General features: G+C 68.5%; 30 protein-coding genes. 19 read left to right on the forward strand and 11 right to left on the reverse strand.

The window, feature by feature from the left end; genetic code table 11:
- Nucleotides 1–20: 20 nt before the first annotated feature.
- The 3 genes from hda to LRK53_RS15650 are packed head-to-tail and all read right to left on the reverse strand — an operon-like array spanning nt 21 to nt 2,870.
- Entirely contained in the window at nt 21–719 is a 699-nt protein-coding gene (hda, locus tag LRK53_RS15640; RefSeq protein WP_027492598.1) for a DnaA regulatory inactivator Hda, read from the reverse strand.
- Nucleotides 716–1,885, reverse strand: a complete 1,170-nt coding sequence (locus LRK53_RS15645; protein ID WP_027492599.1) for an AI-2E family transporter — start codon at nt 1,883–1,885, stop codon at nt 716–718. The genes hda and LRK53_RS15645 overlap by 4 nt, the downstream gene beginning before the upstream one ends.
- Nucleotides 1,886–1,889: 4 nt before the next feature.
- Nucleotides 1,890–2,870 (reverse strand): DUF2066 domain-containing protein, encoded by a 981-nt coding sequence (locus LRK53_RS15650; protein ID WP_027492600.1) that lies wholly within the window; start codon nt 2,868–2,870, stop codon nt 1,890–1,892.
- A 149-nt stretch (nt 2,871–3,019) separates the two neighbouring features.
- Between LRK53_RS15650 and purM the strand changes: the two genes are divergently transcribed.
- The 3 genes from purM (at nt 3,020) to LRK53_RS15665 (ending at nt 5,555) form a co-directional block, all read left to right on the forward strand.
- Nucleotides 3,020–4,048, forward strand: a complete 1,029-nt coding sequence (gene purM / locus LRK53_RS15655; RefSeq protein ID WP_027492601.1) for a phosphoribosylformylglycinamidine cyclo-ligase — start codon at nt 3,020–3,022, stop codon at nt 4,046–4,048.
- 8 nt (nt 4,049–4,056) lie between these two features.
- A complete protein-coding gene (gene purN / locus LRK53_RS15660; RefSeq protein WP_027492602.1) occupies nt 4,057–4,746 on the forward strand; it encodes a phosphoribosylglycinamide formyltransferase in 690 nt (229 codons plus the stop codon).
- 101 nt (nt 4,747–4,847) lie between these two features.
- Nucleotides 4,848–5,555, forward strand: coding sequence for a DUF3108 domain-containing protein (locus LRK53_RS15665; RefSeq protein WP_027492603.1), 708 nt, complete (start codon nt 4,848–4,850; stop codon nt 5,553–5,555).
- A 100-nt stretch (nt 5,556–5,655) separates the two neighbouring features.
- Here LRK53_RS15665 and murA read toward each other — a convergent pair whose 3' ends face one another.
- A complete protein-coding gene (murA, locus tag LRK53_RS15670) occupies nt 5,656–6,915 on the reverse strand; it encodes a UDP-N-acetylglucosamine 1-carboxyvinyltransferase (protein WP_027492604.1) in 1,260 nt (419 codons plus the stop codon).
- A gap of 91 nt (nt 6,916–7,006) precedes the next feature.
- Nucleotides 7,007–7,249 (reverse strand): BolA family protein, encoded by a 243-nt coding sequence (locus LRK53_RS15675; protein WP_027492605.1) that lies wholly within the window; start codon nt 7,247–7,249, stop codon nt 7,007–7,009.
- A 207-nt stretch (nt 7,250–7,456) separates the two neighbouring features.
- On the opposite strand from LRK53_RS15675, the gene LRK53_RS15680 reads away from it, so the two are divergent.
- From LRK53_RS15680 to ptsP, 12 genes are all read left to right on the forward strand, one after another.
- Nucleotides 7,457–8,467 (forward strand): KpsF/GutQ family sugar-phosphate isomerase, encoded by a 1,011-nt coding sequence (locus LRK53_RS15680; RefSeq protein ID WP_027492606.1) that lies wholly within the window; start codon nt 7,457–7,459, stop codon nt 8,465–8,467.
- A gap of 75 nt (nt 8,468–8,542) precedes the next feature.
- On the forward strand, nt 8,543–9,091 hold the full coding sequence (locus LRK53_RS15685; RefSeq protein WP_027492607.1) for a KdsC family phosphatase: 549 nt from the start codon (nt 8,543–8,545) through the stop codon (nt 9,089–9,091).
- Entirely contained in the window at nt 9,088–9,684 is a 597-nt protein-coding gene (lptC, locus tag LRK53_RS15690; RefSeq protein ID WP_027492608.1) for an LPS export ABC transporter periplasmic protein LptC, read from the forward strand. Before LRK53_RS15685 ends, lptC begins: the two co-directional genes overlap by 4 nt.
- On the forward strand, nt 9,647–10,225 hold the full coding sequence (gene lptA / locus LRK53_RS15695) for a lipopolysaccharide transport periplasmic protein LptA (RefSeq protein ID WP_027492609.1): 579 nt from the start codon (nt 9,647–9,649) through the stop codon (nt 10,223–10,225). Before lptC ends, lptA begins: the two co-directional genes overlap by 38 nt.
- Nucleotides 10,226–10,228: 3 nt before the next feature.
- Nucleotides 10,229–10,948, forward strand: coding sequence for an LPS export ABC transporter ATP-binding protein (lptB, locus tag LRK53_RS15700; RefSeq protein ID WP_027492610.1), 720 nt, complete (start codon nt 10,229–10,231; stop codon nt 10,946–10,948).
- Between the two features lie 100 nt (nt 10,949–11,048).
- Complete coding sequence (locus LRK53_RS15705; protein ID WP_027492611.1) at nt 11,049–12,506, forward strand: RNA polymerase factor sigma-54; 1,458 nt, start codon at nt 11,049–11,051, stop codon at nt 12,504–12,506.
- 144 nt (nt 12,507–12,650) lie between these two features.
- Nucleotides 12,651–12,974 carry a ribosome hibernation-promoting factor, HPF/YfiA family gene (hpf, locus tag LRK53_RS15710; RefSeq protein WP_008433976.1) on the forward strand — a complete coding sequence of 108 codons (324 nt, stop codon included), beginning with the start codon at nt 12,651–12,653 and terminating at the stop codon, nt 12,972–12,974.
- 148 nt (nt 12,975–13,122) lie between these two features.
- The gene (hprK, locus tag LRK53_RS15715) at nt 13,123–14,088 is read left to right on the forward strand and encodes an HPr(Ser) kinase/phosphatase (protein ID WP_027492612.1); all 966 of its coding nucleotides are present in this window, start codon (nt 13,123–13,125) and stop codon (nt 14,086–14,088) included.
- A 4-nt stretch (nt 14,089–14,092) separates the two neighbouring features.
- The gene (rapZ, locus tag LRK53_RS15720) at nt 14,093–14,998 is read left to right on the forward strand and encodes an RNase adapter RapZ (RefSeq protein WP_027492613.1); all 906 of its coding nucleotides are present in this window, start codon (nt 14,093–14,095) and stop codon (nt 14,996–14,998) included.
- A gap of 43 nt (nt 14,999–15,041) precedes the next feature.
- Nucleotides 15,042–15,434 (forward strand): PTS sugar transporter subunit IIA, encoded by a 393-nt coding sequence (locus tag LRK53_RS15725; RefSeq protein WP_008433969.1) that lies wholly within the window; start codon nt 15,042–15,044, stop codon nt 15,432–15,434.
- Nucleotides 15,427–15,696, forward strand: a complete 270-nt coding sequence (locus LRK53_RS15730) for an HPr family phosphocarrier protein (protein WP_008433967.1) — start codon at nt 15,427–15,429, stop codon at nt 15,694–15,696. The genes LRK53_RS15725 and LRK53_RS15730 overlap by 8 nt, the downstream gene beginning before the upstream one ends.
- A 172-nt stretch (nt 15,697–15,868) precedes the next feature.
- On the forward strand, nt 15,869–17,611 hold the full coding sequence (gene ptsP / locus LRK53_RS15735) for a phosphoenolpyruvate--protein phosphotransferase (protein ID WP_027492614.1): 1,743 nt from the start codon (nt 15,869–15,871) through the stop codon (nt 17,609–17,611).
- Nucleotides 17,612–17,798: 187 nt separating this feature from the next.
- Here ptsP and LRK53_RS15740 read toward each other — a convergent pair whose 3' ends face one another.
- Complete coding sequence (locus LRK53_RS15740) at nt 17,799–18,149, reverse strand: LysR substrate-binding domain-containing protein (RefSeq protein ID WP_221174198.1); 351 nt, start codon at nt 18,147–18,149, stop codon at nt 17,799–17,801.
- Nucleotides 18,083–18,337 carry a helix-turn-helix domain-containing protein gene (locus tag LRK53_RS15745; protein WP_221174199.1) on the reverse strand — a complete coding sequence of 85 codons (255 nt, stop codon included), beginning with the start codon at nt 18,335–18,337 and terminating at the stop codon, nt 18,083–18,085. The genes LRK53_RS15740 and LRK53_RS15745 overlap by 67 nt, the downstream gene beginning before the upstream one ends.
- Nucleotides 18,338–18,441: 104 nt before the next feature.
- On the opposite strand from LRK53_RS15745, the gene LRK53_RS15750 reads away from it, so the two are divergent.
- The 3 genes from LRK53_RS15750 (at nt 18,442) to LRK53_RS15760 (ending at nt 21,320) form a co-directional block, all read left to right on the forward strand.
- Nucleotides 18,442–19,275, forward strand: a complete 834-nt coding sequence (locus LRK53_RS15750) for a DODA-type extradiol aromatic ring-opening family dioxygenase (protein ID WP_221174200.1) — start codon at nt 18,442–18,444, stop codon at nt 19,273–19,275.
- A 278-nt stretch (nt 19,276–19,553) separates the two neighbouring features.
- Nucleotides 19,554–20,348: an SDR family NAD(P)-dependent oxidoreductase gene (locus LRK53_RS15755; protein ID WP_027492618.1), complete on the forward strand. Its 795-nt coding sequence runs from the start codon at nt 19,554–19,556 to the stop codon at nt 20,346–20,348.
- 30 nt (nt 20,349–20,378) lie between these two features.
- Entirely contained in the window at nt 20,379–21,320 is a 942-nt protein-coding gene (locus tag LRK53_RS15760; RefSeq protein ID WP_027492619.1) for an aldo/keto reductase, read from the forward strand.
- Nucleotides 21,321–21,353: 33 nt separating this feature from the next.
- Here the strand turns inward: LRK53_RS15760 and LRK53_RS15765 are convergent, their stop codons facing one another.
- The gene (locus LRK53_RS15765; RefSeq protein WP_235642380.1) at nt 21,354–22,229 is read right to left on the reverse strand and encodes a LysR substrate-binding domain-containing protein; all 876 of its coding nucleotides are present in this window, start codon (nt 22,227–22,229) and stop codon (nt 21,354–21,356) included.
- A 228-nt stretch (nt 22,230–22,457) separates the two neighbouring features.
- Here LRK53_RS15765 and LRK53_RS15770 point away from each other — a divergent pair, with 228 nt between their 5' ends.
- Complete coding sequence (locus LRK53_RS15770) at nt 22,458–23,483, forward strand: YeiH family protein (protein WP_027492620.1); 1,026 nt, start codon at nt 22,458–22,460, stop codon at nt 23,481–23,483.
- Between the two features lie 60 nt (nt 23,484–23,543).
- Here LRK53_RS15770 and LRK53_RS15775 read toward each other — a convergent pair whose 3' ends face one another.
- The 3 genes from LRK53_RS15775 to creD form a co-directional block, all read right to left on the reverse strand.
- Nucleotides 23,544–24,137: a hypothetical protein gene (locus tag LRK53_RS15775; RefSeq protein WP_235642381.1), complete on the reverse strand. Its 594-nt coding sequence runs from the start codon at nt 24,135–24,137 to the stop codon at nt 23,544–23,546.
- 121 nt (nt 24,138–24,258) lie between these two features.
- Nucleotides 24,259–24,951, reverse strand: coding sequence for a tRNA (adenosine(37)-N6)-threonylcarbamoyltransferase complex dimerization subunit type 1 TsaB (tsaB, locus tag LRK53_RS15780; protein WP_027492621.1), 693 nt, complete (start codon nt 24,949–24,951; stop codon nt 24,259–24,261).
- Nucleotides 24,948–26,312 carry a cell envelope integrity protein CreD gene (gene creD, locus LRK53_RS15785; RefSeq protein WP_027492622.1) on the reverse strand — a complete coding sequence of 455 codons (1,365 nt, stop codon included), beginning with the start codon at nt 26,310–26,312 and terminating at the stop codon, nt 24,948–24,950. The genes tsaB and creD overlap by 4 nt, the downstream gene beginning before the upstream one ends.
- Between the last annotated feature and the right edge of the window lie 106 nt (nt 26,313–26,418).

The following is a 26,418-nucleotide window of genomic DNA, read 5'->3' on the forward strand; positions in this document are numbered from 1 at the left end:
CCGCGGGCGCCTTCATCGTTTCAGGATGCGGCCTCGCGCAAGAAACCGCGCAGGAACGGGATGGTGATGCGACGCTGCGCGGCCAGCGACGCGACATCCAGCCGGTCGAGCAGGTCGAGCAAGGCGCCAAGATCCCGCGGGTGGCGGGCGAACAGCCAGTCCAGCACGCCGTCGTCCAGCTCGATGCCACGCGCGGCGGCCTGCGCTTTCAGCACCGCGCGGCGCTCGGCGTCGTCCAGCGGCTTCAACGCGAACTGAGTGCAGGCGCCGAGACGCGAGCGCAGGTCGGGCAGTTCGATACCGAGCTGGGCCGGCGCCGCATCGGCGGCGAACAGCAACGCGCTGCCTTCGGCTTTTGCGCGGTTGTAGAGGTCGAACAGCGCGTGCTCCGCGTCGCGCTTGCCGGCGATGGCGCCGAGGTCGTCCAGCGCCAGCAGCTCGCCGCCGGCGACGCCGCGCAGGGCCGCCAGGTGATCAGCGACCGTGGCCAGCGGCAGGTACTGCACCTGTCGCCCCGCCGCGCTGGCGGCCTGGCAGGCGGCCATCAGCAGGTGACTGCGGCCGCTGCCGGCGGCGCCGTGCAGGTAAACCCACGGCGCAGCGGCTTGCAGCGCCAGTGCCTGCACCGCGGCCAGCGCGGCGGCGTTGGCGCCGGCGTGGAAATGCTCGAAGCGCTGGCGGCGCGGCCAGCGCAAAGCCAGCGGCAACTGCGGGATCATGACTCGGCCCGGTCGTCCTGCGGCGGCTCGACCGTGGCCTCGACCGCGCCGTCGCGATGCACGGCCAGCTCCACCTCGGCAATCACCGGATCGTCCGGCCCCGCCTCGTTGTACAGCTCGCTCAACCGGTAGCGTTCGAGCAAGTAACGCAGCAGCACCATGATCACCGACGCCGCCGGCAGCGCCAGCAGCACGCCGAGGAAGCCGAACAGGTAGCCGCCGGCCAGCACCGCGAACATCACCGCCACCGGGTGCAGGCCGATCTTGTCGCCGACCAGCTTGGGCACCAGCACGTAGCCTTCAAGCAGCTGGCCGACCGCGAACACGCCGCAGACCAGCAACACGTGGACCCAGTCGCCGTACTGCACCAGCGCCGCCACGATCGCCGCGACGAAACCGATGATGAAGCCCAGGTACGGCACGAAGCTGAGCAGGCCGGCGACCATGCCGATCAGCGGGCCCACGGTCAACCCGACCACGCTGAGGCCGGCGCCGTAGAACACGCCCAGCGCCAGCATCACCAGCAGCTGGCCGCGCACGAACGCGCCCAGGATCTGGTCCGACTCGCTGGCCAGGTAGGCGATGGTGGGCTGGATCGAGCGCGGCAACATGCCGTCGACCTTCGCCACCAGCCGGTCCCAGTCGCGCAGCAGGTAGAACGCCACCACCGGGATCAGCACCAGGTTGGTCAACCACATCGCGATGCCGAGGCCGCCGCGCGACACCTTGCCCAGCACCGCCGTGGCGACGCCGCCGATCGAGGCCATGTGCTCCTTGATCGCGGTCAGCAGGCGGTCGCTGTCGAAGGTGTGTGGATCCAGGTGCAATCGCGCCTGCAGCCACGGCCATACGGTGTTCTGCGCCCAGTCGCCGTAGCGCGGCAGGTTGCTGACCAGGTTCTCGATCTGGCGCGCGATCAGCGGGATCAGCAGCAGCAGCACGCCGACCACCACGACCATGATCACCACGAACACGATGGTGGCCGCCCACATCCGCTTCAGCCCCAGCCGTTCCAGCCGGTCGGCCAGCGGGTCGCCCAGGTAGGCCAGCATGGCGGCCACCGCGAACGGCATAAGCACCGGCGCCAGCAGCCAGACCAGCCAGGCGATGGCCGCCGTGATGGCGAGCAGCTGCCAGCGGCGCGAAAGGTCCTTGTCCTGATTCACCCTGTCACCTCAGCCAGCGCAGGTTGACGTCGGCGCCCGGATGCGCTTCGCTCTGCAGCAGCAGGTGGCCGCCGGCAGCGAGGTTCGCGGCCAGCGCGCTGATCGGCGCGGACGCCTTGACGTACAGCAGCACGCCGTCGTTCTGCGCGCCCAGGGTCTGCACCTGCTTCACCGCAGGGTCGTCCTGCAGGATCGCCACCAGATTGGCGTAATCCATCGCCGATTCCAGCCCGCCGACCCACAGCTTGCCCTCGCTGGGGCCCGCGCCGATGACATTGAACTGCTTGCCGAGGCGGTCGGCCAGGCCGTTGCCGGCGTCGCCCAGCAATGCGTCCGCATTCGCGCCCTGGCCGCTCCAGTGCTGCGCCTGGCCGCCGGAGATCAGTGTCCAGTCCGCGCCGCCATTGTGCAGCTTGCCGAGCAGCACCAGGCCGGTGTGGTACTGCCGGTTGACTGCCGCCAGCGCGGCCGGCTCGACGGCGGCGACCTTGGTCGGGTCGGGCTGGTTGCCATCGGGATAGGCCACGTTGGTGCCGCGCGCGCCGGCGGCGGCGGCCAGGCTGGCCAACGCCGTCTGGTCGAGCAGGTGGCCGTCGCTGCCTTGCACCAGCAACAGCACCGGCGGCTTGATACCAGCGCTCTGCACGCCCAGCTTCGCCACCAGCCGGCGCACCGTGCCCGGCTCGAACTCCACCTCCAGCACCAGCCCAGTCGCGGCACGCTGGTACTGGAACTTCTGCACCATCGAGGCCGCCTTGCCCAGCGCTTCGGCATAGCCGGCGTTGCTGCGCAGGTCCTGGCCGCCGGCGACCCGCGTCAGCACTTGGCCGAGCGCGGTGGCGAACGCCTGGTCGCGCTGCGCGTCGCTGGTGTCGGCCACCGGCACGACCACCGCATACGGCGAGCTGGCGACCTGCGCCCGCGCCGCGGGCAACGCGGCAAGCAGCAGCAACAGGGTGACGATCAACGGGCGGGGCAGGCGCATGGGTGGCATCTTCCGGGAAAGCTCGCCGGAAGTCTGCCCAATCGCGCCCCCTTCCGTCCATCGCGGCCGTCACCAAACCCGGCGCCAGCGGCCGGCAACGGCACCGCAAGCTGGTAAACTTGCACGTTTCGTCCACGCCGGTTCCCGCCATGTCTGACGCCCTCACCTACCGCGCCGCCGGCGTCGATATCGACGCCGGCAATGCGCTGGTCGAACGCATCAAGCCGCTGGTCAAGCGCACCTTCCGCCCCGAGGTGATGGGCGGGCTGGGCGGTTTCGGCGGCCTGTTCGACCTTTCCGGCCGCTACAAGGAGCCGGTGCTGGTGTCCGGCACCGACGGCGTGGGCACCAAGCTGAAGCTGGCGCAGACGCTGCACCGCCACGACACGATCGGCATCGACCTGGTCGGCATGTGCGTCAACGACGTGCTGGTGCAGGGCGCCGAGCCGCTGTTCTTCCTCGACTACTTCGCCACCGGCAAGCTGGACGTGGACACCGCCGCCGCCGTGGTCGGCGGCATCGCCACCGGCTGCGAACTGGCCAGCTGCGCGTTGATCGGCGGCGAGACCGCCGAGATGCCCGACATGTACCCGCCGGGCGAATACGACCTGGCCGGCTTCACCGTGGGCGCGGTGGAGAAATCGCGGATGCTCACCGGCGCGGCGATCGTCGCCGGCGACGTGGTGCTGGGCGTGGCCTCCAGCGGCCCGCATTCGAACGGCTATTCGCTGATCCGCAGGATCCTGGAGCGCGCCGGCAACCCGTTCGACCTCGACCTCGGCGGCGTGAAGCTGGTCGACGCGCTGATGGCGCCGACCACGATCTACGTGAAGCCGATGCTGGAGCTGCTGCGGGAAATCCCGGTACACGGCATGGCCCACATCACCGGCGGCGGCCTCAAGGAGAACATCATCCGGGTGGTGCCGGACGGCCTCGGCATTGCGCTGGACGCGTCCGCCATCGTGCTGCCGCCGGTGTTCGACTGGCTGATGCGCGAGGGCAAGGTGGCGCGCGAGGAGATGTGGCGCACGTTCAACTGCGGCATCGGCTTCACCGTGATCCTGCCGCGCGACGCGGTGGCGGGCGCCTCCGCGCTGCTGACGAAGCACAGCCTGGCCAGCTCGGTGATCGGCGCGATCGTGCCCGCGGCCGGCGACGAGCGCGTGCAGATCGGCTGAACCGCTCCATGACCGTTGCCCCTGCCAAGGTTGCCGTGCTCGCCTCCGGGCGTGGCAGCAACCTCGCCGCGCTGCTCGATGCGCACGCACGCGGCGAACTGCCGGTCGAGTTCGTGCTGGTCGGCAGCGACAAGGCCGCCGCGCCCGCACTGCGCCTGGCCGAAGCCACCGGCATCCCGACGCTGGCGCTCGACCCGCGCAGCTACCCGGACCGGCGCGCGTTCGACTTCGACCTGTTCACCCGCATCGCCGCCAGCGGTGCCGAGTGGCTGGTACTGGCCGGTTTCATGCGGGTGCTCGATGGCGAGGCGCTGCAGCCGTGGGTGGGCCGGATCATCAACATCCACCCCTCGCTGCTGCCGAAATACCGCGGCCTGCACACCCACCGCCGCGCGCTGGAAGCCGGCGATGCCGAACATGGCGCCAGCGTGCATTTCGTCACCGCCGAACTGGATGGCGGCCCGGTGATCGCGCAGGCCTGCGTGCCGATCGAAGCCGGCGACGACGAGGAACGCCTGGCCCAGCGCCTGCTGCCGCTGGAACACCGGCTGCTACCGGCGGTGCTGCGCCTGCTGACCGAAGGGCGGCTGCGTTGGGACGGCCTGGCGCCGCGCTTCGACGGCCAGCTGCTGCTGGCGCCGCTGCGGCTGGGCGACCACGGCCTGCAGCCTCAGGACAGGTCTGAACAACCGCCGTGATCCCGGTGAGGCGCTTTTCAACAGCCGGAGGCTGGTCAGGCGGAATGACGGGCAAGAGCGGCCTTAGAACCGGTTCAGCCCCGCATGGGCAGACTCGGCACATGACCATCCGCTCCCTGCTCGCCTCCCTGCTCGGCCTCGGCTTGCTGCTTGGCGCCGGCGCCGCCACTGCCGCCGCGCCCCCGGCGTTCACCGCCACCTACAACGTGTCGCAGGGCGGTCAGCCGATGGGCCAGGCCACGGTGAGCCTGCACGCAGCCGGCAACGGCGAGTGGATCTACCGCAAGGACGTCAAGGGCACCGGCGGGCTGGCCGCGCTGCTCGCTGCCAGCGTCACGGAAAGCTCGCGCTTCCGCTGGAAGGGCGACGTGCCGGAGGCGATCAGCTACGACTACCGGATGCAGACGGCGGTCAAGCAGAAACAGCGCCAGCTGGCGGTCGACTGGCCGAGGCAACAGGTCAGCGTCGACGAAGGCAAGGGCCCGCAAAGCTACCGGACCGTCCCCGGCATGGTCGAGCGCAACACCCTGGCGCTGGCGCTCGGCGTGGCCCTGCGCGACGGCAAGCAGCAGGTCGCGCTGCCGGTGGCGGTGCGCCAGGAAGTGCAGGTGCAGAACTTCAAGGTGACCGGCCGGGAAACCATCACGGTGCCCGCCGGCCGCTTCGACGCCCAGCGGGTCGACCGCACCGACGCCGACCGTGGCTTCAGCGCCTGGTACGCGCCCGATCGCTACCCGCTGCCGGTGAAGCTGTCGCAGCACGACGGCGGCGACATGGTGATGGAGCTGGTGCGCTACTCAGAGCCGTGATTAGGGACTGGGGATTGGGGATTCGCAAAAAGCGGGCTCTCGCGAGAATCCGCCTCCTTGCCGACCGAATCCCGAATCCCCAATCCCGAATCCCGGCTTCTCAGTTCGGCAGGCGACGGATCTTCGCGCCGAGCACGCCGAGTTTTTCCTCGATGTTCTCGTAGCCGCGGTCGATGTGGTAGACGCGGTCGACCACGGTGTCGCCCTTGGCCACCAGCCCGGCCAGCACCAGGCAGGCCGAGGCGCGCAGGTCGGTGGCCATGATCGGCGCGCCGCTCATCTGCGCCACGCCATGCACCACCGCGGTGTTGCCTTCGAGGCGGATGTCGGCGCCGAGCCGCTGCAGCTCGTGGGCGTGCATGAAACGGTTCTCGAACACCGTCTCGGTGACCACGCCGGTGCCTTCGGCGACACAATTGAGCGCGGTGAACTGCGCCTGCATGTCGGTGGGGAACGCCGGGTACGGCGCGGTGCTGATGCTGACTGCCTTCGGCCGGCGCCCGCCCATGTCCAGCTCGATCCAGTCGTCGCCGGTGGAGATCTGCGCGCCGGATTCCTCCAGCTTGACCAGCACCGCGTCCAGCGTGTTGGCGCGCGCATGCCGCGCGCGCACCTTGCCGCCGGTCATCGCCGCGCCGACCAGGAAGGTGCCGGTCTCGATGCGATCCGGCAGCACTTCGTACTCGGCGCCGTGCAGGCGCTCGACGCCGTGGATCACCATGGTCGAGGTACCGGCGCCCTCGATCTGCGCGCCCATCGCGACCAGGCAGTGGGCCAGGTCGACCACCTCCGGTTCCTGCGCCGCGTTCTCGATCACCGTGGTGCCCCGCGCCAGGGTCGCCGCCATCATCACGTTCTCGGTGCCGGTGACGGTGACCATGTCCATCACGATGCGGGTGCCCTTCAGCCGGCTCGCCTTCGCCTTGATGTAGCCGTTTTCGACGGTGATCTCGGCACCCAGCGCCTGCAGGCCGCGGATGTGCTGGTCGACCGGGCGCGAGCCGATCGCGCAGCCGCCGGGCAGCGAGACCTCGGCCTGGCCGAAGCGAGCCACCAGCGGGCCCAGCACCAGGATCGAGGCGCGCATGGTGCGCACCAGGTCGTATGGCGCCACGCAGGTGCTGGTGGTGCGCGGATCGACGTGCATCTTCATGCGGTCGTCCAGCACCAGCTGCACGCCCATCTGGCCGAGCAGTTCGATGAAGGTGGTGACGTCGTGCAAGTGCGGCACGTTGCCGATGCTGACCGGTTCGTCGGCCAGCAGGCAGCCGGCGAGGATCGGCAGCACAGCATTCTTGGCACCGGAAATAGCGACCTCGCCATGGAGTGGCACGCCGCCGTTGATGAGGATTTTGGCCATTGGATGAACGGGATTCGGGATTGGGGATTCGGGATTCGGAACAGCAGGGGTGCGAGAGGGTGGCGGGATTTCGGCTTTCACGAATCCCGAATCACGAATCACGAATCCCGGCCTCCTGGGGTGTCAGCGTTTTCAGCGCCAGCGCGTGGATCGCGCCGCCCATCAGCTCGCCCAGCGTGGCGTAGACCAGCCGGTGCCGCGCCAGCGGCAGCTTGCCGGCGAACTGGCTGGCGATCACGGTGGCCTCGAAATGCACGCCGTCGGCACCGCTGACCTCCACCTGGGCGCCTGGCATGCCGTTTTCGATCATCGCCTGGATGCGGACTGGGTCCATCGGGAGGGGTTCCATGCAGGAGTCTGGGCAGCCGGCAGCGAATTCCCTTACCGCCGGAACCCATGCGCTGGCTTATGACGTTAAAATGCGGACGTGTCATGGTAATGGAAATCCGCGGGCGCAGAAATGACCGCGCTTGCAGCCGGCCCGAGCGGGGCCGCCAACCATGACCCACCGGGCACCTGTCCGCCCCTTCATCGAGCCTCCATGAACGCACGCATCGCCCCACCCGCCCCGATCGACCTGAATCCGGACGCCATCACCCGCAGCGCACGCACGGTGATCGCCACCGAGGCGTCCGCCGTCGAAGCGCTGGAGCCACGGATCGGGCCGGCCTTCGTCGAAGCCTGCCGGCTGATCCTGGGCTGCCGTGGCCGCGTGGTGGTCAGCGGCATGGGCAAGTCGGGCCATGTCGGGCGCAAGATCGCCGCCACCCTGGCCTCCACCGGCACGCCGGCGTTCTTCGTGCACCCGGGCGAGGCCAGCCATGGCGACCTGGGCATGATCCTGCCGCAGGACGTGGTGCTGGCGATCTCCTACTCCGGCGAGACCGACGAACTGCTGTTCATCCTGCCGGTGATCAAGCGCCAGGGTATCCCGCTGATCGCCATCACCGGCCGCGCCACCTCCTCGCTGGCCAGCCAGGCCGACGTGCACCTGGACGGCAGCATCTCCAGCGAAGCCTGCCCGCTGGGCCTGGCGCCGACCACCAGCACCACCGTGGCGCTGGTGCTGGGCGACGCGCTGGCGATCGCGCTGCTGGAGGCGCGTGGCTTCACCTCCGACGACTTCGCCCGCTCGCACCCGGCCGGCGCGCTGGGCCGGCGCCTGCTGCTGCACATCAGCGACGTGATGCACAGCGGGGACGAGGTGCCGCGGGTCTCCCCCGCCGCCAGCCTCACCGCCGCCCTGGTCGAGATGACCCGCAAACACCTGGGCATGACCGCCGTGGTCGACGCCGAACAACGCTTGCTAGGGGTCTTTACCGACGGCGACCTGCGCCGCGCGCTGGACGACGACGGCGTGGACTTGCGCGGCGCCACCGTCGCCGAGCTGATGACCCGCGGCCCGAAGACGATCGGCGCGGACAAGCTGGCGGCGGAAGCGGCACAACTGATGGAGAAGTACCAGATCCACGCGCTACTGGTGGTCGACGACGAACAGCGCGTGGTCGGCGCGCTGAACATTCATGATCTGCTCCGTGCGCGTGTGGTCTGAGGTCTGATTCGTCTCGACGAATCAGACAAAATCAAACACGCCGCTCTTGATCCTGCACTCCCTGAAATCTTGCCCGTGCCCACCAACTACCTCACCAACCTCCCCGCCGACCTGCTCGCCCGCGCCGCGAAAATCCGCCTGGCCGTGTTCGACGTGGACGGCACGCTGACCGACGGGCGCCTGTGGTACGGCGAGGACGGCCGTGAGACCAAGGTGTTCTACGTGCACGACGGGCTCGGCCTGAAGCGGCTGCAGGCCAACGGCGTGCAGGTGGCGATCATCAGCGCGCGGATCAGCCACCCAGTGGCGCTGCGCGCCGAGGAACTGGCCATCACCCACGTCTACCAGGGCCAGGGCGACAAGCGCGCCTGCCTGCGTGAGCTGCTCGACGCGCTGCAACTGGCGCCCGAGCAAGCCGCCTTCACCGGCGACGACCTGCCCGACCTGCCGCCGATGCGTCTCGCCGGGCTGGCGGTGGCGGTGGCCAACGCGCACCCCTGGGTGGCCACGGCGGCGCACTGGCAGACCACTCGCGGCGGCGGCATGGGCGCGGCGCGCGAGGTGTGCGACCTGATCCTGCACGCGCAGGGCAAGGGCGCCGCCGAGCGGGAGCGTTGGCAATGAAGCTGCGCCGCTGGCTGCGTGACCGGCGCCTGCCGGCCGCGACCCTCGCCATCGCCCTGGCTGCGGGCGTGGTCCAGTTGCTGCTGTGGTGGTTCGGGCCGGCACCGCGGACCAGCGACTTCGTCGGCCCGCCGCGCTCCGGCTACACCCTCACCGACGCACGCATGACCGAGTACAACGCCGAAGGCCTGCCCAGCTTCTACCTGCAGTCGCCGCACCTGGAGCGACGCGAGGGCGACGACTCGCTGTACCTCAGCTCGCCCACCTTCCAGTTGCCGTCCAACCAGGCCGGCGTGCCCGACTGGCTGGGCCAGTCGCTGTACGGCTGGGTCAACAAGGACGGCACCCAGCTCAAGCTGCAGGGCCCGGTAGAAATGAACCGGACGGCGTTCGGCGACACGCCGGCAACCCACCTGCAGACCGCCGACGTCACCGCCTGGCCCAAGCAGAACCGCCTGGAAACCGCCGCCCCGGCGCAGATGGTGCAAGGCGGCACTAGAATCAGCGGCGTCGGCATGCGCGCCGACCTCAACGACAAACACCTGGAGCTGCTCGATGATGTCCATGCCACCTTCCCGCCGCGCCAGCGCTAGGTTCGCGCTTGCCATCGCGGCCCTGGGCCTGCTCGCGGCCCAGCCGGCGCTGGCCAGGAAAAGCGACCGCCAGCAGGAGATGCAGGTTGCCGCGAAGAACTTCGACGGCTTCCAGAAGCCGAACAGCGTGAGCACGCTGACCGGCAACGTGGTGATCACCCAGGGCACGCTGAAAGCCACCGGTGCGCAGGCCAAGGTGTACTTCGACGCCGACACCCAGATCAGCCGGGTGGTCATCACCGGCAGCCCGGCGCACCTCGAGCAGCTGGACGACAACGGCAACCTGATGCTGGGCGACGCCGCCACGCTCGACTACGACAACCTCAAGGGCATCGCGGTGCTCAGCGGCAACGCCTCGGTCACCCAGAAGGGCCGCGGCGATGCGCGCGGCGACCGGCTCACCTACAACACCGAAACCAGCCAGATGACTGGCGAGAGCGCCGGCGACGGCATGGTGCACATGACCTTCAAACCCAAGTCGCAGCCGGCCGCCGCGCCGGCTCCGGCCAGGAGCAGTTCCGCGCCGCAGGGGCAGCGGTAACCGATGCTGTCCGCCGAAGGTCTGCAGAAGAGTTTCAAGTCGCGCCAGGTCGTCAAGGACTTCGGCTTCTCGATCCGCGAAGGCGAGGTGGTCGGCCTGCTCGGCCCCAACGGCGCCGGCAAGACCACCTGCTTCTACATGGTGGTCGGCCTGATCGAAGCCGATGCCGGCACGATCAAGCTGGACAAGCTGGACATCACCGGCGCGCCGATGCATGAGCGCGCCCGGCTCGGCATCGGCTACCTGCCGCAGGAAGCGTCGGTGTTCCGCCGGCTCAGCGTGGCGGACAACATCATGGCGGTACTGGAGCTGCGCAACGGGCTCAGCGCGCCGCAGCGCGACAGCGAACTGGAAAACCTGCTGGACGAACTGAAGATCACCCACATCGCCGCGCAGAAGGGCATCAGCCTGTCCGGTGGCGAGCGGCGCCGGGTCGAGATCGCCCGCGCGCTGGCCGCCAACCCGCGCTACATGCTGCTGGACGAACCGTTCGCCGGGGTCGATCCGATCTCGGTCGGCGAGATCCAGCGCATCGTGCGGCACCTGAAGGAACGCGGCATCGGCGTGCTGATCACCGACCACAACGTACGCGAGACACTGGGTATCTGCGACCGCGCGTACATCCTGAACGAGGGCGAGGTACTCTCGCGCGGCACCCCGGCGCACATCCTCGCCGACGAGAAGGTGCGCGAGGTCTACCTGGGCCGCGAGTTCCGGCTCTGACCCATCCTGTCACGACCGGTTTCCGCCCGCGGCCGCTATGGCCGCACCCGCGGGCACGCGCTAGGATTGGGTCGACCCTCCCCTCCCCCGACTGGCTGGCATGAAACCCGCACTGCAGTTTCGCCTCCACCAGCAGCTGACCCTGACGCCGCAACTGCAGCAGGCGATACGCCTGTTGCAGCTGTCGCAGCTGGAGCTGGAAGCCGAATTGCGGCAGATTGCCGAGAGCAACCCGTTGCTGGAGTTCGCCGAGGAAGTCGAGGACGAGGAGGCGACCGAGGACGCCGTCGTCGAAAGCGACTACCCCAGCGTCGAAGCGGTCGCCGCCACCGCCGGCGACGACGGCGAGACCAGCGACTGGTCCGACGGCGGCGTGGCCGAAACGCCGATCGACTTCTCCAGCAACAGCGTCGGCAGCAACAGCGGCAGCGGCACGCGCGGCGATGAGGATTTCGAGCCGCAGAACGCCGCGCCGGAAACCCTGCAGCAGCACTTGCTGTGGCAGCTCAACCTGGCCTCGTTCACCCCGCGCCAGCACCTGATCGCCACCGTGCTGATCGACGCGCTGAACCCTGCCGGCTACCTGGCCGAGGGGCTGGAAGCCATCCTCGCCGCGTTGCCCGCCGCCTTCGACGCCAGCATCGCCGAGATCGAGGAGGTGCGCCGCTGCCTGCAGGGTTTCGACCCCGCCGGCGTGGCCAGCCTGGACCTGCGCGACTGCCTGCGCGTGCAACTGGAACAGTTCGACCCGGACACGCCGCAGCGCGACCTCGCGCTGCGCATCGTCGACACCGAGCTGGAACTGCTGGCGCGCAACGACATCACCCGGCTGGCGCGGCGCCTGCGCACCGACGAGAACGACGTGGCCGACGCGGCCGTGCTGATCCGCAGCCTCGACCCGCGCCCCGGCGCCGCCCTCGACGCCACCCCGGTGGAATACGTGGCGCCGGACGTCTACGCGCTGCGCGACGGCACCCGCTGGCGGGTCAGCCTGAATCCGGACGCGCAGCCGCGGCTGGGCCTGAACCAGCACTACTGCGGCCTGATCGCCCAGGCCCGCGGCGAGGACGCCAGCTGGATGCGCGGCCAGCTGCAGGAGGCGCGCTGGCTGATCAAGAGCCTGGAATCGCGCGCCGAAACCCTGCTGAAGGTCGCCGAGGCGATCGTGCGGCGGCAAAGCGCCTTCCTCGACTACGGCCCCGAGGCGATGCACCCGCTGGTGCTGCGCGAGGTGGCCGAGGAAGTGGGCATGCACGAGTCGACCATCTCGCGCGTCACCACGCGCAAGTACCTGCACACCCCGCGCGGCACCTTCGAGCTGAAGTATTTCTTTTCCAGTGGCGTGTCCACCGAGGACGGCGGCAGCGCCTCGGCCACCGCGATCCAGGCCATGCTGCGCAAGCTGATCGACGCCGAGGACGTGCGCAAGCCATTGTCCGACCTGGCGATCGCCGAAGAATTGCAGCGCAAGGGCATCCAGGTCGCCCGCCGCACCGTGGCCAAGTATCGGGAGGGACTGCGCATACCCACCTCCAGCGAACGCCAGCGCGCGGGCTGATTGTCGCAGGCCGCCCGCGGGAACTTGGTTATCGTCAAAGCGTTCCCATAGCAGAGACAGGATGATTGACGATGTGCGTCGCCCCGCGCGAGGCACGTCCACCCGCCGCGAAACGCGGCACTGCACCACCAGAGGAGGCGCCCCATGCAATTCCAACTCAGCGGTCAGCAGATCGAAGTCACCCCGGCCCTGCGCGACCACGCCACCGCCAAACTCGACCGCCTCACCCGCCTCGACGACAAGTTGAAGAGCCTGGCGATCGTGCTGTCCGTCGACAAGCTGCAGCACCGCGCCGACGGCACCCTGGGCGTCGTCGGCGCCACCCTGCACGCGGAGGCCACCGAGGCCGACATGTACGCCTCCATCGACGTGCTGTTCGACAAGCTGGTCGCCCAGCTGCGCAAGTACCGCGAGAAGGTCGCCGACAAGCACCAGCGCGAGACGCGCGACGAACGCCAGTACGGCTGACCGAAAGCGGTTCCCGCCAACCGCGGCCCGCCCGTTCCAGGGCGGGCCGTTTCTCCCTCTGCACGCGCGTATCTGCCCAAGCTGGCACAATGGCCGCGCACCGCCGCGGCCCACCGGCTACCGACACGCGGCGCAAAGGACCCAAGGCTTGGACCGGATCAGCGCGCGACAACTTTACGATGGCGTCCACCAGCGCATGGCCCTGCGCTGGGTGTCCGGCATGCGCGGGGAATCGCGCGCGCTCGAGCCGGGTGTGGCGCAAGCGCGGCGGCCGTCGCTGATCGGCTACCTCAATGTCATCTACCCGAACAAGATCCAGATCATCGGCTCGGAGGAGCTGAACTACCTCGACGGGCTGGACTCGCGCCAGCGCTGGGAAGTGATGCACAAGATCGCCGCCTACCAGCCGGTGGCGCTGATCGTGACCAAGGACCAGACCGTACCGGCCGACCTGCGCGAGGTCGCCGAGGAAACCAACACGCCGCTGTGGATCAGCCCCAAGCGCGGCCACGAACTGCTGACCTACCTGCAGTACCACCTGGCGCGCATGCTGGCGGCGAAGATCACCCTGCACGGCGTGTTCCTGGAAGTGTTCTCGATCGGCGTGCTGATCACCGGCGAGGCCGGTTCCGGCAAGAGCGAGCTGGCGCTGGAACTGATCAGCCGCGGCCACCGGCTGGTCGCCGACGACGCCACCGAGTTCACCCTGATCGCGCCGGACGTGATCGACGGCAGCTGCCCCGAACTGCTGCAGGACCTGCTGGAGGTGCGCGGGCTGGGCGTGCTCAACGTGCGCGAGATGTTCGGCCACATGTCGGTCAAGGCCTCCAAATACCTGCGCCTGGTGGTGCACCTGAAGCCGCTGCGCGACGGCGAGCTCAACCTCGACGCCGGCAGCGACGCGCTGACCCGCCTCACCGGCGACATCGGCCATCGCGAGGTGTTCGACGTGAAGGTGCCGATGATCACCATTCCGGTGGCCTCCGGCCGCAACCTGGCGGTACTGGTCGAGGCGGCGGTGCGCAGCCACGCCCTGAAGAGCAAGGGCATCGACCCGGCGCAGACCTTCATCGACCGCCAGGCGCACCAGCTGCGCCGACTGCCCCCATGGTGAAAGCATGAGCGACGAGACCCGCCCGCCCGGCCCGTTGGCCGACCCGCACGACATCCACCTGATCGTGCTGACCGGCATGTCCGGCGGCGGCAAGACGGTGGCGCTGCGCGCGCTGGAGGACCTGGAGTTCTACTGCGTCGACAACCTGCCGGTGGTGCTACTGCCGCAGCTGGTCGACGCCGCCATCCGCGGCGACCGCCGCAGCCGGCCGCGGCGCATCGCGGTGGGCGTGGACGTGCGCAACCGCAGCACCGATTTCGCGCACATGCCGACCGTGCTGTCGGAGCTGGCCGGCGCCGGCGTGCAGGTGCACCTGATCTTCCTGGATTGCCGCGACGAGGTGCTGATCAAGCGCTATTCGGAAACGCGCCGCCGCCACCCGCTGGCCACGCGCGGCGTGTCGCTGGCCGATGCGATCGCCGAGGAACGCCGCCTGCTGCGCCCGATGATGGCGATCGCCGAGAAGGTGATCGACTCCAGCGAGCTCAACGTGCACCAGCTGCGCCGGCTGGTGGCCACCGGCTACGCGCAGGCCACCGAGGGGCTGACCCTGATGTTCCAGTCGTTCGCGTTCAAGCGCGGGCTGCCGCTGGACGCGGATTTCGTGTTCGACGCGCGCTGCCTGCCGAACCCGCACTGGGAACCACGCCTGCGCCCGCTGTCGGGCAAGGACGCACCCGTGCGCGAATTCCTCGAAGCCGCGCCGCTGGTCAACGAATACTTCGCCGACACCGCGCGCTGGCTGGACGCCTGGTTGCCGCGCTTCGAGCAGGACGACCGCAGCTACGTGACCATCTCGATCGGCTGCACCGGTGGACGCCACCGCTCGGTCTACCTGGTCGAGAAGCTCGCCGCGCACTATCGCTCGCGCCGCGAGGGCGTGCTCACCTTCCACCGCGAACTGGAGTGATGGCCATGCCGTCCGCGACCACCCTCCGCACGGGCCGCCGGCCGTGAGCGTCGGCGTGCTGCTGATGACCCACGAGGCGGTCGGCCAGGCGCTGATCTCCGCCGCGCACCACGTGATGCCGCGGCTGCCGCTCAAGGTGGCGGCGGTGGAGGTGCCGCCCAGCGCGGACCCCGACGTGATGCGCACGCTCACCGCGCACCACGCGCGCGAGCTCGACTCTGGCGACGGCGTGCTGATCCTGGCCGACCTGTACGGCGCCACGCCGTGCAACATCGGCTTGTCGCTGGGCGCGCTGGGCGTACACCTGCACTGCGTCTCCGGGCTCAACCTGCCGATGCTGCTGCGCGTACTCAACTATGCGGAAAAACCGCTGGACGAACTGGCCGAAATCGCGGCCAGCGGTGGCCGCGGGGGAATCTTCATCGACCATGCTTGAAAAGGAGATCGTCATCACCAACCGGCTCGGCCTGCACGCCCGCGCCTCGGCCAAACTGGTACAACTGGTGCAGGGTTTCAAAGCCACCGTGCACCTGGTCAGCAAGGGCCGCGAAGTGAACGCACAAAGCATCATGGGCGTGATGATGCTGGCCGCCGGCCTCGGCAGCCCGCTCACCGTCCGCGCCGACGGCCCCGACGAGGAAGCCGCACTGGCCGCGGTGGTCGCGCTGTTCGAACGCAAGTTCGACGAAGGAGCCTGAAAGCGATGGGATTCGGGATACGGGATTCGGGATTCGAAAAAGCAAAAGCGCCGCTGCGGCGGGTCTTGCCGCGGCCCGCTTTGCCGAATCCCCAATTCCCAATCCCGAATCCCGGCTTCAAACCGAATCCCATATCCCGCATCCCGAATCCCGGCGCCCCAAGGGGGCGCTCGTGAGACACCTCCTCGCCGGCACCGTCGCCGCGCACGGCATGGCGCTCGGCCGTGCGCGGCTGGTGCAGCCCAGCCGCTATGCGGTGGATACCCGGCCGCTGGCCGAGGAGGAGGTCGAGGGCGAGCTGGCCAAGCTGCACCAGGCGCTGGACACCGCGCGGCAGGAATTGCGCGAGCTGCGCGGCAAGCTGCACGGCGCGCTGGCGCGCGAGGTCAACGAGTTCATCGACGCGCACAGCCTGCTGCTGGACGACGCCGAGCTGCTGCGCGGGCTGGACGATCTGGTGCGGATCGGCCACTACCGCCCCGGCGCCGCACTGAAGAAACAGCGCGACCGGTTGTCCGCGGTGTTCGAGGCGATGGACGACCCCTACCTGCGCAGCCGCAAGGAGGACGTCGAGCAGGTGATCAACCGGGTGATCTCCGCGCTGCAGCGACAGACCAGCCCGGAAGAACGCAAGCTGGCCGCACGGGTGGGCGAGATTCTGATCGCCGACAACATCGCGCCAGCCGACATGGCGCAGCTGGCCGGCAACGGCCTGCTCGGCGTGGTGGCCAGCTCCGGCAGCGCGTACTCGCACAGCGCGATCCTGGCGCGCAGCCTCGGCCTGCCGATGCTGGTAGGCACCCGCGACGCGCTGTCCAACATCCACGACGACGACCTGATCCTGCTCGACGCCGAGCGCGGCGAGGTGATCGTGCACCCGGCCGCGCAGGATCTCTCGCGCTACCGTGCCTGGCAGCGCGAGGCGGCCGCCGAAGGCCGGCGGCTGGCCAAGCTGGCCAACGCGCCCACGCGCACCCGCGACGGCGTGGAGATCACCCTGCTGGCCAACGCCGAGACGTCCGCCGACGTGGCGCTGGCGCGCGCCCGCGGCGCCGACGGCGTGGGTCTGTACCGCACCGAGTTCCTGTTCCTCAAGCACAAGGGCCTGCCGTCGGAAGACGAGCAGTTCATCGCCTACCGCGACCTGGTGATGGGCATGGGCGGCCTGCCGGTGACCATCCGCACGCTGGACCTGGGCGCCGACAAGGCCGACGCCGCCGGGCTCGCCCTGCGCGGCGAGGACAACCCGGCGCTCGGCGTGCGCGGCGTGCGCCTGTCGCTGCGCTACCCGGCGGTGTTCACCACTCAGATCCGCGCGATCCTGCGCGCCGCCTGCTATGGCCCGGTGCGCGTGCTGGTGCCGATGGTGACCCAGCCGGACGAGCTGATCGCGGTGCGCACGCTGTTCAATCTGGCGCGGCAGGACCTCAAGCGCGAGAACATCGACCTGCCGGAGAAGCTGCCGCTGGGCGCGATGATCGAGGTGCCGGCGGCGGCGATCAACGTGCGCGCGCTGCTGGAGCATGCCGACTTCCTCGCCATCGGCACCAACGACCTGGCGCAGTACGTACTCGCCGCCGACCGCGGCAACGACGCGCTGGAGAACATCTACAACCCGCTGCAGCCGGCGCTGCTGCGGCTGATCTCGCACGTGCTCACTTCCGGCCGCCGCGCCAAGAAGCCGGTCAGCCTGTGCGGCGAGATCGCCGGCGACGCGAACTTCACCGCGCTGTTGCTGCTGCTCGGCCTGAACGAATTCAGCATGCATCCGGCGCAGATCCTGCAGGTACGCGACCGCCTCGCCACGCTCGGCCACGCCCACCTGCGCCGCCACGCCGCGGCCTTGTTGCGCGCGCGCACCCACGAGCAGGTGGCCGCGACGTTGGGCGCGATCCTCGGGAACGCCGCGCCCTGACGCCTAAAACAGGGGGGCGGTGTGAGCTGGCCCGGGTTTGGCGGACACCTTGGAACGGGGGCAATCCACCCCGGGAGGGGTCAGATCAACGATTCACCGCGGAGTTCGCGCGCGGGGCGGTCGGTGCGAAGCAAGCGCCGGCGTGCCGGGCTCCGGCCCCGCGAACGCCGTGCGAGATGATCGATCATCACCCGCACCTTGGCCGGGGGCGGCGATCGGGTGGATACAGTACATGGATGCCGCCGAGATCCATCGGCGGCTTGTCCAGTTCCAGCACCACCAGTTCACCGCGCTGCAACGCGCCGCCGACGATGAACCGCGGCTGGTGGATGATGCCCTGCCCGTGCACGGCCGCCGCCAGCAGGGCATCGCCGTTGTTGGCAAGCAGGTTGCCGCCAACTGGCACGCGGTGCTCGCCGCCGCTGCCAAAGGCCCAATGTCGGCGGCACTGCATGGCCGAGAGCGTGTAGCTCAGGCAGTTGTGCTGGGTGAGTTCGACGATGCGCCGCGGCGGTCGGGGTAGTCCGGCGCGGCGCAAACCCGCATCGGGCTGTTGCCCAGCCGGCGCGTGGTTCGGCAGAACAGCTTCACGCCCAGCCGCGCCTCCAGCGCATTGACGTGCTTGGTGGCCATGGCCGGCGGCATGCCCAGGTGGCGGGCCGCCGCGGACAGGCTGCCCTCACTGGCCGCACGCACGAACACGTGCATGCTGGTAACCCGGTCCATATCACATCCAACCATGTGTACGAAGTATTGCTTGACATTACCCGATTCTCTATTTCGGGTAGGCAATCCATCATGGAGCGATGAATTCCACGAGGGCTGCAGCCATGAACAATCAACCACTCCCCGGCACCGCCACCAACCCGCGGATGCCGGTGCTTTTTGTCCCCCACGGGGCCGGCCCGTGCTTCTTCATGGACTGGAACCCGCCCGATACCTGGCAGCGCCTGGCCGCATGGCTCAAGGGTGTGGCCGGTACCCTGCCGGCGCGGCCGCGGGCCATCGTGCTGGTGTCGGGGCACTGGCTGGAAGCGGAGTTCAGCCTCAGCGGCCACGCGCGCCCGCCCTTGATCTACGATTACAGCGGTTTCCCGCCACACACCTATGAACTGACCTACCCGGCGCCCGGCGACCCCGGGCTGGCCACGCAGATTGCGCAACTGCTGGCGCGCGATGGCCTGGCCACGCGCATCGACGGCCACCGCGGCTTCGACCACGGCGTATTCATCCCACTCAAGCTGATGTTTCCGGCCGCCGACATTCCGGTCGTGCAGTTGTCGCTGCGCCGCGACCTCGACCCGGCTGCGCACATCGCCGCCGGCCGTGCCCTGGCCGCGCTGCGTGACCAGGGCGTGCTGGTGGTCGCCAGCGGCATGAGTTTCCACAACATGCGCGGCTACGGCGACCCGCGCTTCACGCCGATCTCGGCCGAGTTCGACGACTGGCTGACGACGGCGGTGGAAAGCGCCCCGGATCGCCGCGATGCGCTGCTGACCCACTGGATGCAAGCTCCCAACGCGCGCATGTGCCACCCGTCCGGCGCCGAGGAGCACCTGCTTCCGCTGATGGTCGCCGCCGGTGCCGCCGGCGACTCCGCAGGCCGCCAGGCGTACTCGGAAAAGATCATGGACACCACGATTTCCGCCTTCCGCTTCGGCTGAGAGGTTGTGATTTCTCAACCTCGAAGTCCGGCCACGGCGATGGCATGGCGAGGGCATGGATGCCCGAGTTGAGGCAACGCAGGGAGCGGTTACCCGATGCCCGAGTTGAGGCAACGCAGGAGCAGTTGCCCGATGGCCGGACGCGGAGCGGTCACGCAAGTGACTGATCCGCGTGAGTGCGTCCGGGCATGTACCGGACGCACGATAGAAGAAAACCACAGGAAGTGGTTTTCTTCACAGGTTCTGATCGCCGGGCAGGCAACGAACGGGAGAACCCCATGAACATCGATCTGTCGGGCAAGACCACCATCGTCACCGGCTCGACCGGCGGCATCGGCCTGGCCATCGCCACCGGGTTGGCCAGCGCCGGCGCCAGCGTCACCATCGTCGGCCGCACGCGCGAACGAGTGGACGCTGCGGTCGCCAGGGTACGCAAGGCCAGCGGCCGCGACGACGCCAACGGCGTGGTCGCCGATGTCGGCACCGCGGAAGGTTGCAAGGCATTGATCGCGGTGCGACCGGACACGGACATCCTGGTCAACAACCTCGGCGTCTACGGCACCCGCGAGTTCTTCGACATCGACGATGCGCGGTGGGACGAGTACTGGCAGGTCAACGTCATGAGCGGCGTGCGCCTGGGCCGCCACTACGCCCGAGGCATGCGCGAACGCGGTTGGGGGCGGATCCAGTTCGTGTCCAGCGAGTCGGCACTCAACATTCCCACCGAGATGGTCCATTACGGCGCCAACAAGTCCGCCGTGCAGGGCCTCTCGCGCGGCCTGGCGAAGGTGCTTGCCGGCACCGGCGTCACCGTCAACACCATCCTGCCGGGGCCGACGCGTACCGAGGGCGGCGTGGCGATGATGACCGAGCTGGCGGCCAGGCGCGGCGTGACGCCGCTGGAGATGGAGGGCCTGTTCCTGGCCGAGAATCGCCCGTCCAACCTGCTCGGCCGCTTCGCAACGCCGGAAGAGGTCGCCAACCTCAGCGTCTACGTCGCATCCCCGCAGGCCAGCGCCACCACCGGCTCCGCGCTGCGCGCCGACGGCGGCACCGTCGAAACCATCGCCTGACCATCCGCGCAAATCGAGAGGACACCCACCATGGACAAACGCAAACTCGGCCGTTCCGGCCTGCAGATCGCACCGCTGGTCTTCGGCGGCAACGTGTTCGGCTGGACCGCCGACGAAACCCGCTCGTTCGAACTGCTCGACCGCTTCACCAGTCGCGGCTTCAACGCCATCGACACCGCCGACGTCTACTCGTCGTGGGCCCCTGGTCTGTCCGGCGGCGAATCGGAAACCGTGATCGGCAACTGGCTCGCACGCCGCGGGCGCCGCGACGACGTGGTGCTGATGACCAAGGTCGGCATGTGGGATCGGCACAAGGGCCTGTCGGCCGATAGCATCGCCGCCGCCGTGGACGACTCGCTCGAGCGCCTGCGCACCGACTACATCGACGTCTACTTCGCCCACGTCGATGACAAGGAGGTGCTGCTGGAGGAAACCCTTGGCGCGTTTGCCAAACTCGTCAAAGCCGGCAAGGTGCGTGCCCTCGGCGCCTCCAACCATGAAGCCGCGCGCCTGCGCGAGGCGCTGGCGGTATCGACGGGGCAAGGGCTGCCGCGCTACGAAGTCATCCAGCCGCGCTACAACCTGTACGACCGCGCCGATGTCGAGTCCGGACTGGTGGACATCGCCGCCGAGTACGACCTGGGCCTGGTCAGCTACTTCTCGCTGGCCAGCGGCTTCCTGACCGGGAAGTACAAAAGCGTCGGCGACCTGAAGGGCAAGGCGCGCGCCGGCTTCCTGGAAGGCTACTTCGACAGGCGCGGCCTGGCGCTGCTGGATGTTCTGCGCAAGGTCGCCGACGACGTCTCCGCCACCCCGGCACAGGTCGCGCTGGCCTGGCTGATGGCGCAGCCGCAAGTCACGGCACCCATCGCCAGCGCCACCAGCCCGGCGCAGCTCGACGAACTGATGGGCGCAGCCGAACTGACGTTGCCGGACAGCGCGATCGACATTCTCGATTCCAGCGGTCAATGACCAGGGAAAAGCGCACCGGCAACGACACGGTCGTTACAGCTTCGCCAGAAACGCATCCAGCAGCGCACCGCGGTACTTCTGCCTGTGCAGCAGCAACGAGAGCTTGCGGCGCAGGTCGAGGAACGGCGTCTTCAGCGCCTTCAACCTCCCGGTCGCCAGCGCATCGGTGACCGCCACGGCAGGCAGGCAGGCGATGCCGAGGCCGGCCACCACCGCCTGCTTGATTGCCTCGATCTGGTCGAGTTCCAGCACCGTTTCGCCGGGCGGCAGTTGTGACAGCACCCGCTCGCTGGTGGCGCGGGTGGCCGAGCCCGGTTCGCGCAGCACCCAGCGTGCGCCGGCGAAATCCGCCGGCTTCAGGCCACGCCTACGCGCCAGCGGATGCTCCGGCGGCGCGCACACTACCAGCCGGTCGTCGCGCCACGGCCGCACTTCCAGCAGCGGATGTGCCACCGGACCCTCGACGCAACCGACGTCCAGCGTGTGCTCGAGCATGGCGGCGGCGATCGTCTCGGTGTTCGCCACGCGCAGGCGGATCGCCACCTGCGGATACGCGTGCACGAAACCGCCGAGCAGTTCACCGACCAGGTAATTGCCCACCGTGTTGCTGGCGCCGATGCGCAGCTCGCCGGTGAGCGCCGCGCCCTCCTCGCGCCCGCGGCGGCCAAGCTCGGCATGGCGCTCCAGCAGCTCCTGTGCCAACGGCAGCAGCTCGCGGCCGCGGGCATTCAGGTGCAGGCGGCCGCGTTCGCGGTCGAACAGCGGCGCATCCAGCTGCCGCTCCATTTCCGCCAGCGCCATGCTGGCCGCGGGCTGGGTCAGGTGCAGGCGTTCGGCGGCGGCGCGCACGCTCCCCGCCAGCGCGATCTGCACGAACACCTCGAGCTGGCGCGGGCTGATGTTGATCATCACCCAATCTTATACTTCATATCAGCTTTTCCAAGTTTTACTGATAGGCGTGGACGAGGAGAATGGCGCGCCAACGACCCGACAATTTCGTACTTGCCCGTCATTCCTGCGCAAGCAGGAAGCGCTTCACAACAGCTAAGCTGGTCATCCAGCGACTTCTCGGCCAAAAGTCGGGAAAGCACTGGGCCGGCCTTCGCCGCGGTGACGCCAACCCAAGGCATTCGCGCCATGAACACACCGCTCGCCGCCGCCCTCGCCCGCCCGACCCTGCGCAGCCGCGCCGCCGGCCTGCTGCTGGCCGTCGCAATCGCACTCGTCGCCTGGTGGCTGGGCCGGCGGCTGCCGCTGGTCGGCGGCCCGGTGATCGGTATCCTGCTCGGCATCGCGGTGCGCAACGTGCTCTCACCCGGCGCACGCTTCACGCCCGGCATCGCCTTCGCCGGCAAGCAGGTGCTGCAGTGGTCGATCATCGCGCTGGGCTTCGGCCTCAGCCTTGACCAGGTGGCGAAAACCGGCCTCGAATCGCTGTCGGTGACCCTGGTGACGCTGACCGTGGCCTTCGTCAGCGCGTGGGCGCTGGGCCGCTGGCTGGGCGTGCATGACAAACTGAAGGTGCTGATCGGCGTGGGCACTGCGATCTGTGGCGGCTCGGCGATCGCCGCGGTGACGCCGATCATCGAGGCCGACGACCACGACACCGCGTTCGCGATCTCCACCATCTTCCTGTTCAACGTGATCGCCGTGCTGGTGTTCCCGCCGCTCGGCCACCTGATGCAGCTGTCCGACCTCGGCTTCGGCCTGTGGGCCGGCACCGCGATCAACGACACCTCGTCGGTGGTCGCCGCCGGCTACAGCTACAGCCACGCGGCCGGCGACTACGCCACCATCGTCAAGCTGACCCGCGCCACGCTGATCATCCCGATCTGCCTGGTGCTGGCCTTCGCGGTGGCCGCGCGCGAAAAGAAAAAGAGTGCCGCCGACTTCAGCCTGCGCCGGATCTTCCCGTGGTTCATCCTGTGGTTTCTGGTGGCCTCGGCACTGCGCACCGTCGGTCTGATCCCCGCCGCGACCCTGCCCGCGCTGCACGTCGTGGCCGAGTTCCTGATCATCGTGGCGCTCACCGCCATAGGCCTGTCCGCCAACCTGCGCAAGATGATCGCCAGCGGCGCACGGCCGATTCTGCTGGGGCTGGGCGTGTGGATTGCAGTGGCGGTGAGCAGCTTGATGGTGCAGTTAGTGATCGGCCGGCTGTGAGATCTCGCTATCCAACAGCTCTCATTTACCGACTACGAAACATGCGCCTTCGGATGCCCGTCACTTTTGTCCATCGAACTTGATTCGCACCAGCTTTGTCCCTAGCAATCCCACGGACTCTTTGACGGTTGCAACTTCGCCAACGCGCCGCTCTCCAAAAGACTCGCAAAGCGTGACCGTCTGTGAAGTAAGTACATCGACATAACTAATAACTTGTTTGCATCCTCTGCTATAGCCCACCTCTTCGATTGTGACATCAAATGTTTTCGAGGTGCTTGGTATAAATGCAATCGCCGTGCGCAACATGCCGCGGACAAAAAAACCAAAAATCAGAGTTACAAGGCAAGCCATCAGGATCATCGAAACGAAGGCTTGTATAGGATCGACTTGCACGATTGTTCCGTCTTTCGATCGATATTTGTAATCCTTCGCTCGGAAATTGAGCCAACAACGCCATCCACCAAAGATACCTGCCGCGATGCCCAATGGATAAACAACAAATTTCTCGACATTCGGATAAAGACTTATATCAGTCTGCCATGTGAGAAAAATCAAACATACGGGGCCACCGACCACCATAAGCAGCAACAAGAAGATGCCCGTACGAAAATTGCTAAAACTCTCTTTTCCGGGTTCCTGAATATTAGGTGGCATCAAAATTTCCAATGAGACTGACGGCGATGTTCCCTTGACTGCAATCATTATGACGTGTTGATACGACACCAACCGCCCTTACGAAAACATCCAACTCCCCTGCGCGGCAGGGGCCAACAGCTCAAGCCTTCCCCTGCTCCACCAGCGTCAACGCCACCTTGTCGCGCAGGTAAACCGGCAGGGCCTGTTCGGGCGGCAGTGCGCGGCCGGCCTTGAATTCGCGGACAGCGAGTTCGGCCACGTGCACGGCCTGCGGATAGCGCAGGCCGTCGGCGGAACGCAGGGGGCCGGTGAGGCGCTGCGACAACGCGGTGGCGTAGGTGGCCCAGCCACTGCCGACGACCTGCCAGGCGCGGGCTTCGGGCAACACCAGTGTCTCCGCCGTGCAGATGCGCTCGTCGTCCAGCGCGAGCAGGCCGTCCGCGCCATCGCGGCGGTAGCAGGCGGCGTAGATCTCGCCCATGCGAGCGTCGATCACGGCCAGGATCGCGGTGCCCTCTTCTTCCGGCGCTTCCAGCGCCAGCGCGGCCAGCGAGGAGACGGTGACCACCGGCAGGTCCAGCGCCAGCGCCATGCCCTGCGCCAGCGACACCGCAAGGCGCACGCCGGTGAACGCGCCGGGGCCGCGGCCTACCGCGATGGCGTCGAGCGCGCGGCGGCCGATGCCGGCCTCGGCCAGCAGCTCGTCGGCCATCGGCAGCACCAGTTCGGTGTGCCGGCGCGGCGCGATCTCGCTGCGGGCGATCAGCTCGTCGCCGTGGATCAGGGCGACGGAGCAGGCTTCGGTGGCGGTTTCGATCGCGAGCAGGTTCATGATTTGTCCATGATAGCGGCTGGCGGCTCGGCCGAGGTCGACCCCGCTGTCGTCGGCATGCTCGCGTACCAGTCGATGCGGCGGGTCAGATACATCATCAGGCCCACCATCGCCAGCAGCACCAGCGCGCCGATCAACAGCGCGTACTGCTCGGCCGCGATCAGCCCGTACAGCATCGCGTAGATCAGCCCCAGCACGCCGCCCAGCAACAGGCCGGCGCGCCGCGCACGCAACACCGCCATCGCGTAGCCGCCCACCAGCACGGCCACCGCGACGGCCGCCAACGCATATGCCGGGCCGAAACCGATCTGCTCGGACAACGCCAGCAGCACCACGTAGAACGTGGCCAACGCCGCGCCGACCAGCAGGTATTGCACCGGGTGCACGCGCAGCCGCTTGAGCACCTCGAACAGGAAGAACGCTACGAAGGTCATCGCGATGAACAGCAGCCCGTATTTCCCCGCTCGCACGTTGCGCTGGTACACGTCGACCGGCTGGTACAGCTGCACGCCAAAGGTCGAGGCCTGCAGCGCCTGCTTCATGCCGTCATCATCGCTCCAGTGCTGGCCGTAGCTGCGGTTGAGGTCGAGCAGATGCCAGTGCGCGCTGAAGCCGTGGCCGTTGATGCTGCGCTCCAGCGGCAGCGCCGCGCCGACGAAGCTGGGATCGCGCCACGGCGCGCGCATCGTCACGTCGGTGCTGCGCCCCAGCGGCAGCAGTTGCAGCGCCTCGGTGCCGGCCAGCTTCAGGCCGACCTGCACGTCGATCGGCTGCTCGCCCAGCGTATCCAGGTCGATCGGCACCACCACGTTCGGCCAGCTGCCGAGTCGATCGGCCGACGATTCGAAGCGTGCCGGCTGACCGTTGATGCGCAGCTCGGTGACCTCCTGCAGGCCACGCAGATCAGCGATCGGCAGCCGCAGCTCGGCCTTGCCGCCCTGCCACGTCGCATTGCTGGCGCGGCGATACTGGGCGATGTCCTGCGTGCGGAACTGCGCACCGAGCTTCACCGTGGCGACGAACACCGGCGCCGCGTAGATGCCATAGCTGCGCGTGTCCACCGCCATCGCCACGTCCAGCTTCAACGTGTCGGCCAGCACGCTCTCGTTACCCGCCTGCCAGCGCGCCGCCGTCGCCAGCCCTTCCGGCGCCACCTGGCGCAGTGTCGGCACCACCAGCACGGGGCCGCCCAACACCTGCCGGCCGCCCCAACCCTGCGCAATCTGCGCGATCGCTCCCTCGCGCAACTGCTGGCGCTCGCTGACCAGGCCGCGCACCTGCATCAACGGTATCGTCATCAGCAACGCCAGCACGCCGATGCCCAGCACCTTGGCGGTCACGCTCTGTGTCCACTTGCCCATGTTCGCAGCCCTCCCTTGGATCCGGAGTGCCGATCACAGCAGCGCCCGCGGCACGGCAGCGGGCAAACGCGGGCGAAACGCAGGCAGTCGGGCGACCATGGCCTGT

The organism is Rhodanobacter thiooxydans, assembly GCF_021545845.1.
In the GTDB taxonomy this organism is placed as follows: domain Bacteria; phylum Pseudomonadota; class Gammaproteobacteria; order Xanthomonadales; family Rhodanobacteraceae; genus Rhodanobacter.

Bases quoted from the DNA above. Each gene is read 5' to 3' on its own strand.
- LRK53_RS15665 (WP_027492603.1), top strand. From the start codon at position 4,848: ATGACCATCCGCTCCCTGCTCGCCTCCCTGCTCGGCCTCGGCTTGCTG.
- rapZ (WP_027492613.1), top strand. From the start codon at position 14,093: ATGAGCGACGAGACCCGCCCGCCCGGCCCGTTGGCCGACCCGCACGAC.
- LRK53_RS15730 (WP_008433967.1), top strand. From the start codon at position 15,427: ATGCTTGAAAAGGAGATCGTCATCACCAACCGGCTCGGCCTGCACGCC.
- hpf (WP_008433976.1), top strand. From the start codon at position 12,651: ATGCAATTCCAACTCAGCGGTCAGCAGATCGAAGTCACCCCGGCCCTG.
- LRK53_RS15650 (WP_027492600.1), bottom strand. From the start codon at position 2,870: ATGCGCCTGCCCCGCCCGTTGATCGTCACCCTGTTGCTGCTGCTTGCC.
- lptA (WP_027492609.1), top strand. From the start codon at position 9,647: ATGATGTCCATGCCACCTTCCCGCCGCGCCAGCGCTAGGTTCGCGCTT.
- creD (WP_027492622.1), bottom strand. From the start codon at position 26,312: ATGGGCAAGTGGACACAGAGCGTGACCGCCAAGGTGCTGGGCATCGGC.
- LRK53_RS15750 (WP_221174200.1), top strand. From the start codon at position 18,442: ATGAACAATCAACCACTCCCCGGCACCGCCACCAACCCGCGGATGCCG.
- LRK53_RS15760 (WP_027492619.1), top strand. From the start codon at position 20,379: ATGGACAAACGCAAACTCGGCCGTTCCGGCCTGCAGATCGCACCGCTG.
- purM (WP_027492601.1), top strand. From the start codon at position 3,020: ATGTCTGACGCCCTCACCTACCGCGCCGCCGGCGTCGATATCGACGCC.
- LRK53_RS15775 (WP_235642381.1), bottom strand. From the start codon at position 24,137: ATGCCACCTAATATTCAGGAACCCGGAAAAGAGAGTTTTAGCAATTTT.
- LRK53_RS15680 (WP_027492606.1), top strand. From the start codon at position 7,457: ATGAACGCACGCATCGCCCCACCCGCCCCGATCGACCTGAATCCGGAC.
- LRK53_RS15765 (WP_235642380.1), bottom strand. From the start codon at position 22,229: ATGATCAACATCAGCCCGCGCCAGCTCGAGGTGTTCGTGCAGATCGCG.
- tsaB (WP_027492621.1), bottom strand. From the start codon at position 24,951: ATGAACCTGCTCGCGATCGAAACCGCCACCGAAGCCTGCTCCGTCGCC.
- murA (WP_027492604.1), bottom strand. From the start codon at position 6,915: ATGGCCAAAATCCTCATCAACGGCGGCGTGCCACTCCATGGCGAGGTC.
- LRK53_RS15755 (WP_027492618.1), top strand. From the start codon at position 19,554: ATGAACATCGATCTGTCGGGCAAGACCACCATCGTCACCGGCTCGACC.
- LRK53_RS15705 (WP_027492611.1), top strand. From the start codon at position 11,049: ATGAAACCCGCACTGCAGTTTCGCCTCCACCAGCAGCTGACCCTGACG.
- purN (WP_027492602.1), top strand. From the start codon at position 4,057: ATGACCGTTGCCCCTGCCAAGGTTGCCGTGCTCGCCTCCGGGCGTGGC.
- LRK53_RS15745 (WP_221174199.1), bottom strand. From the start codon at position 18,337: ATGGACCGGGTTACCAGCATGCACGTGTTCGTGCGTGCGGCCAGTGAG.
- lptB (WP_027492610.1), top strand. From the start codon at position 10,229: ATGCTGTCCGCCGAAGGTCTGCAGAAGAGTTTCAAGTCGCGCCAGGTC.
- LRK53_RS15770 (WP_027492620.1), top strand. From the start codon at position 22,458: ATGAACACACCGCTCGCCGCCGCCCTCGCCCGCCCGACCCTGCGCAGC.
- LRK53_RS15675 (WP_027492605.1), bottom strand. From the start codon at position 7,249: ATGGACCCAGTCCGCATCCAGGCGATGATCGAAAACGGCATGCCAGGC.
- lptC (WP_027492608.1), top strand. From the start codon at position 9,088: ATGAAGCTGCGCCGCTGGCTGCGTGACCGGCGCCTGCCGGCCGCGACC.
- hda (WP_027492598.1), bottom strand. From the start codon at position 719: ATGATCCCGCAGTTGCCGCTGGCTTTGCGCTGGCCGCGCCGCCAGCGC.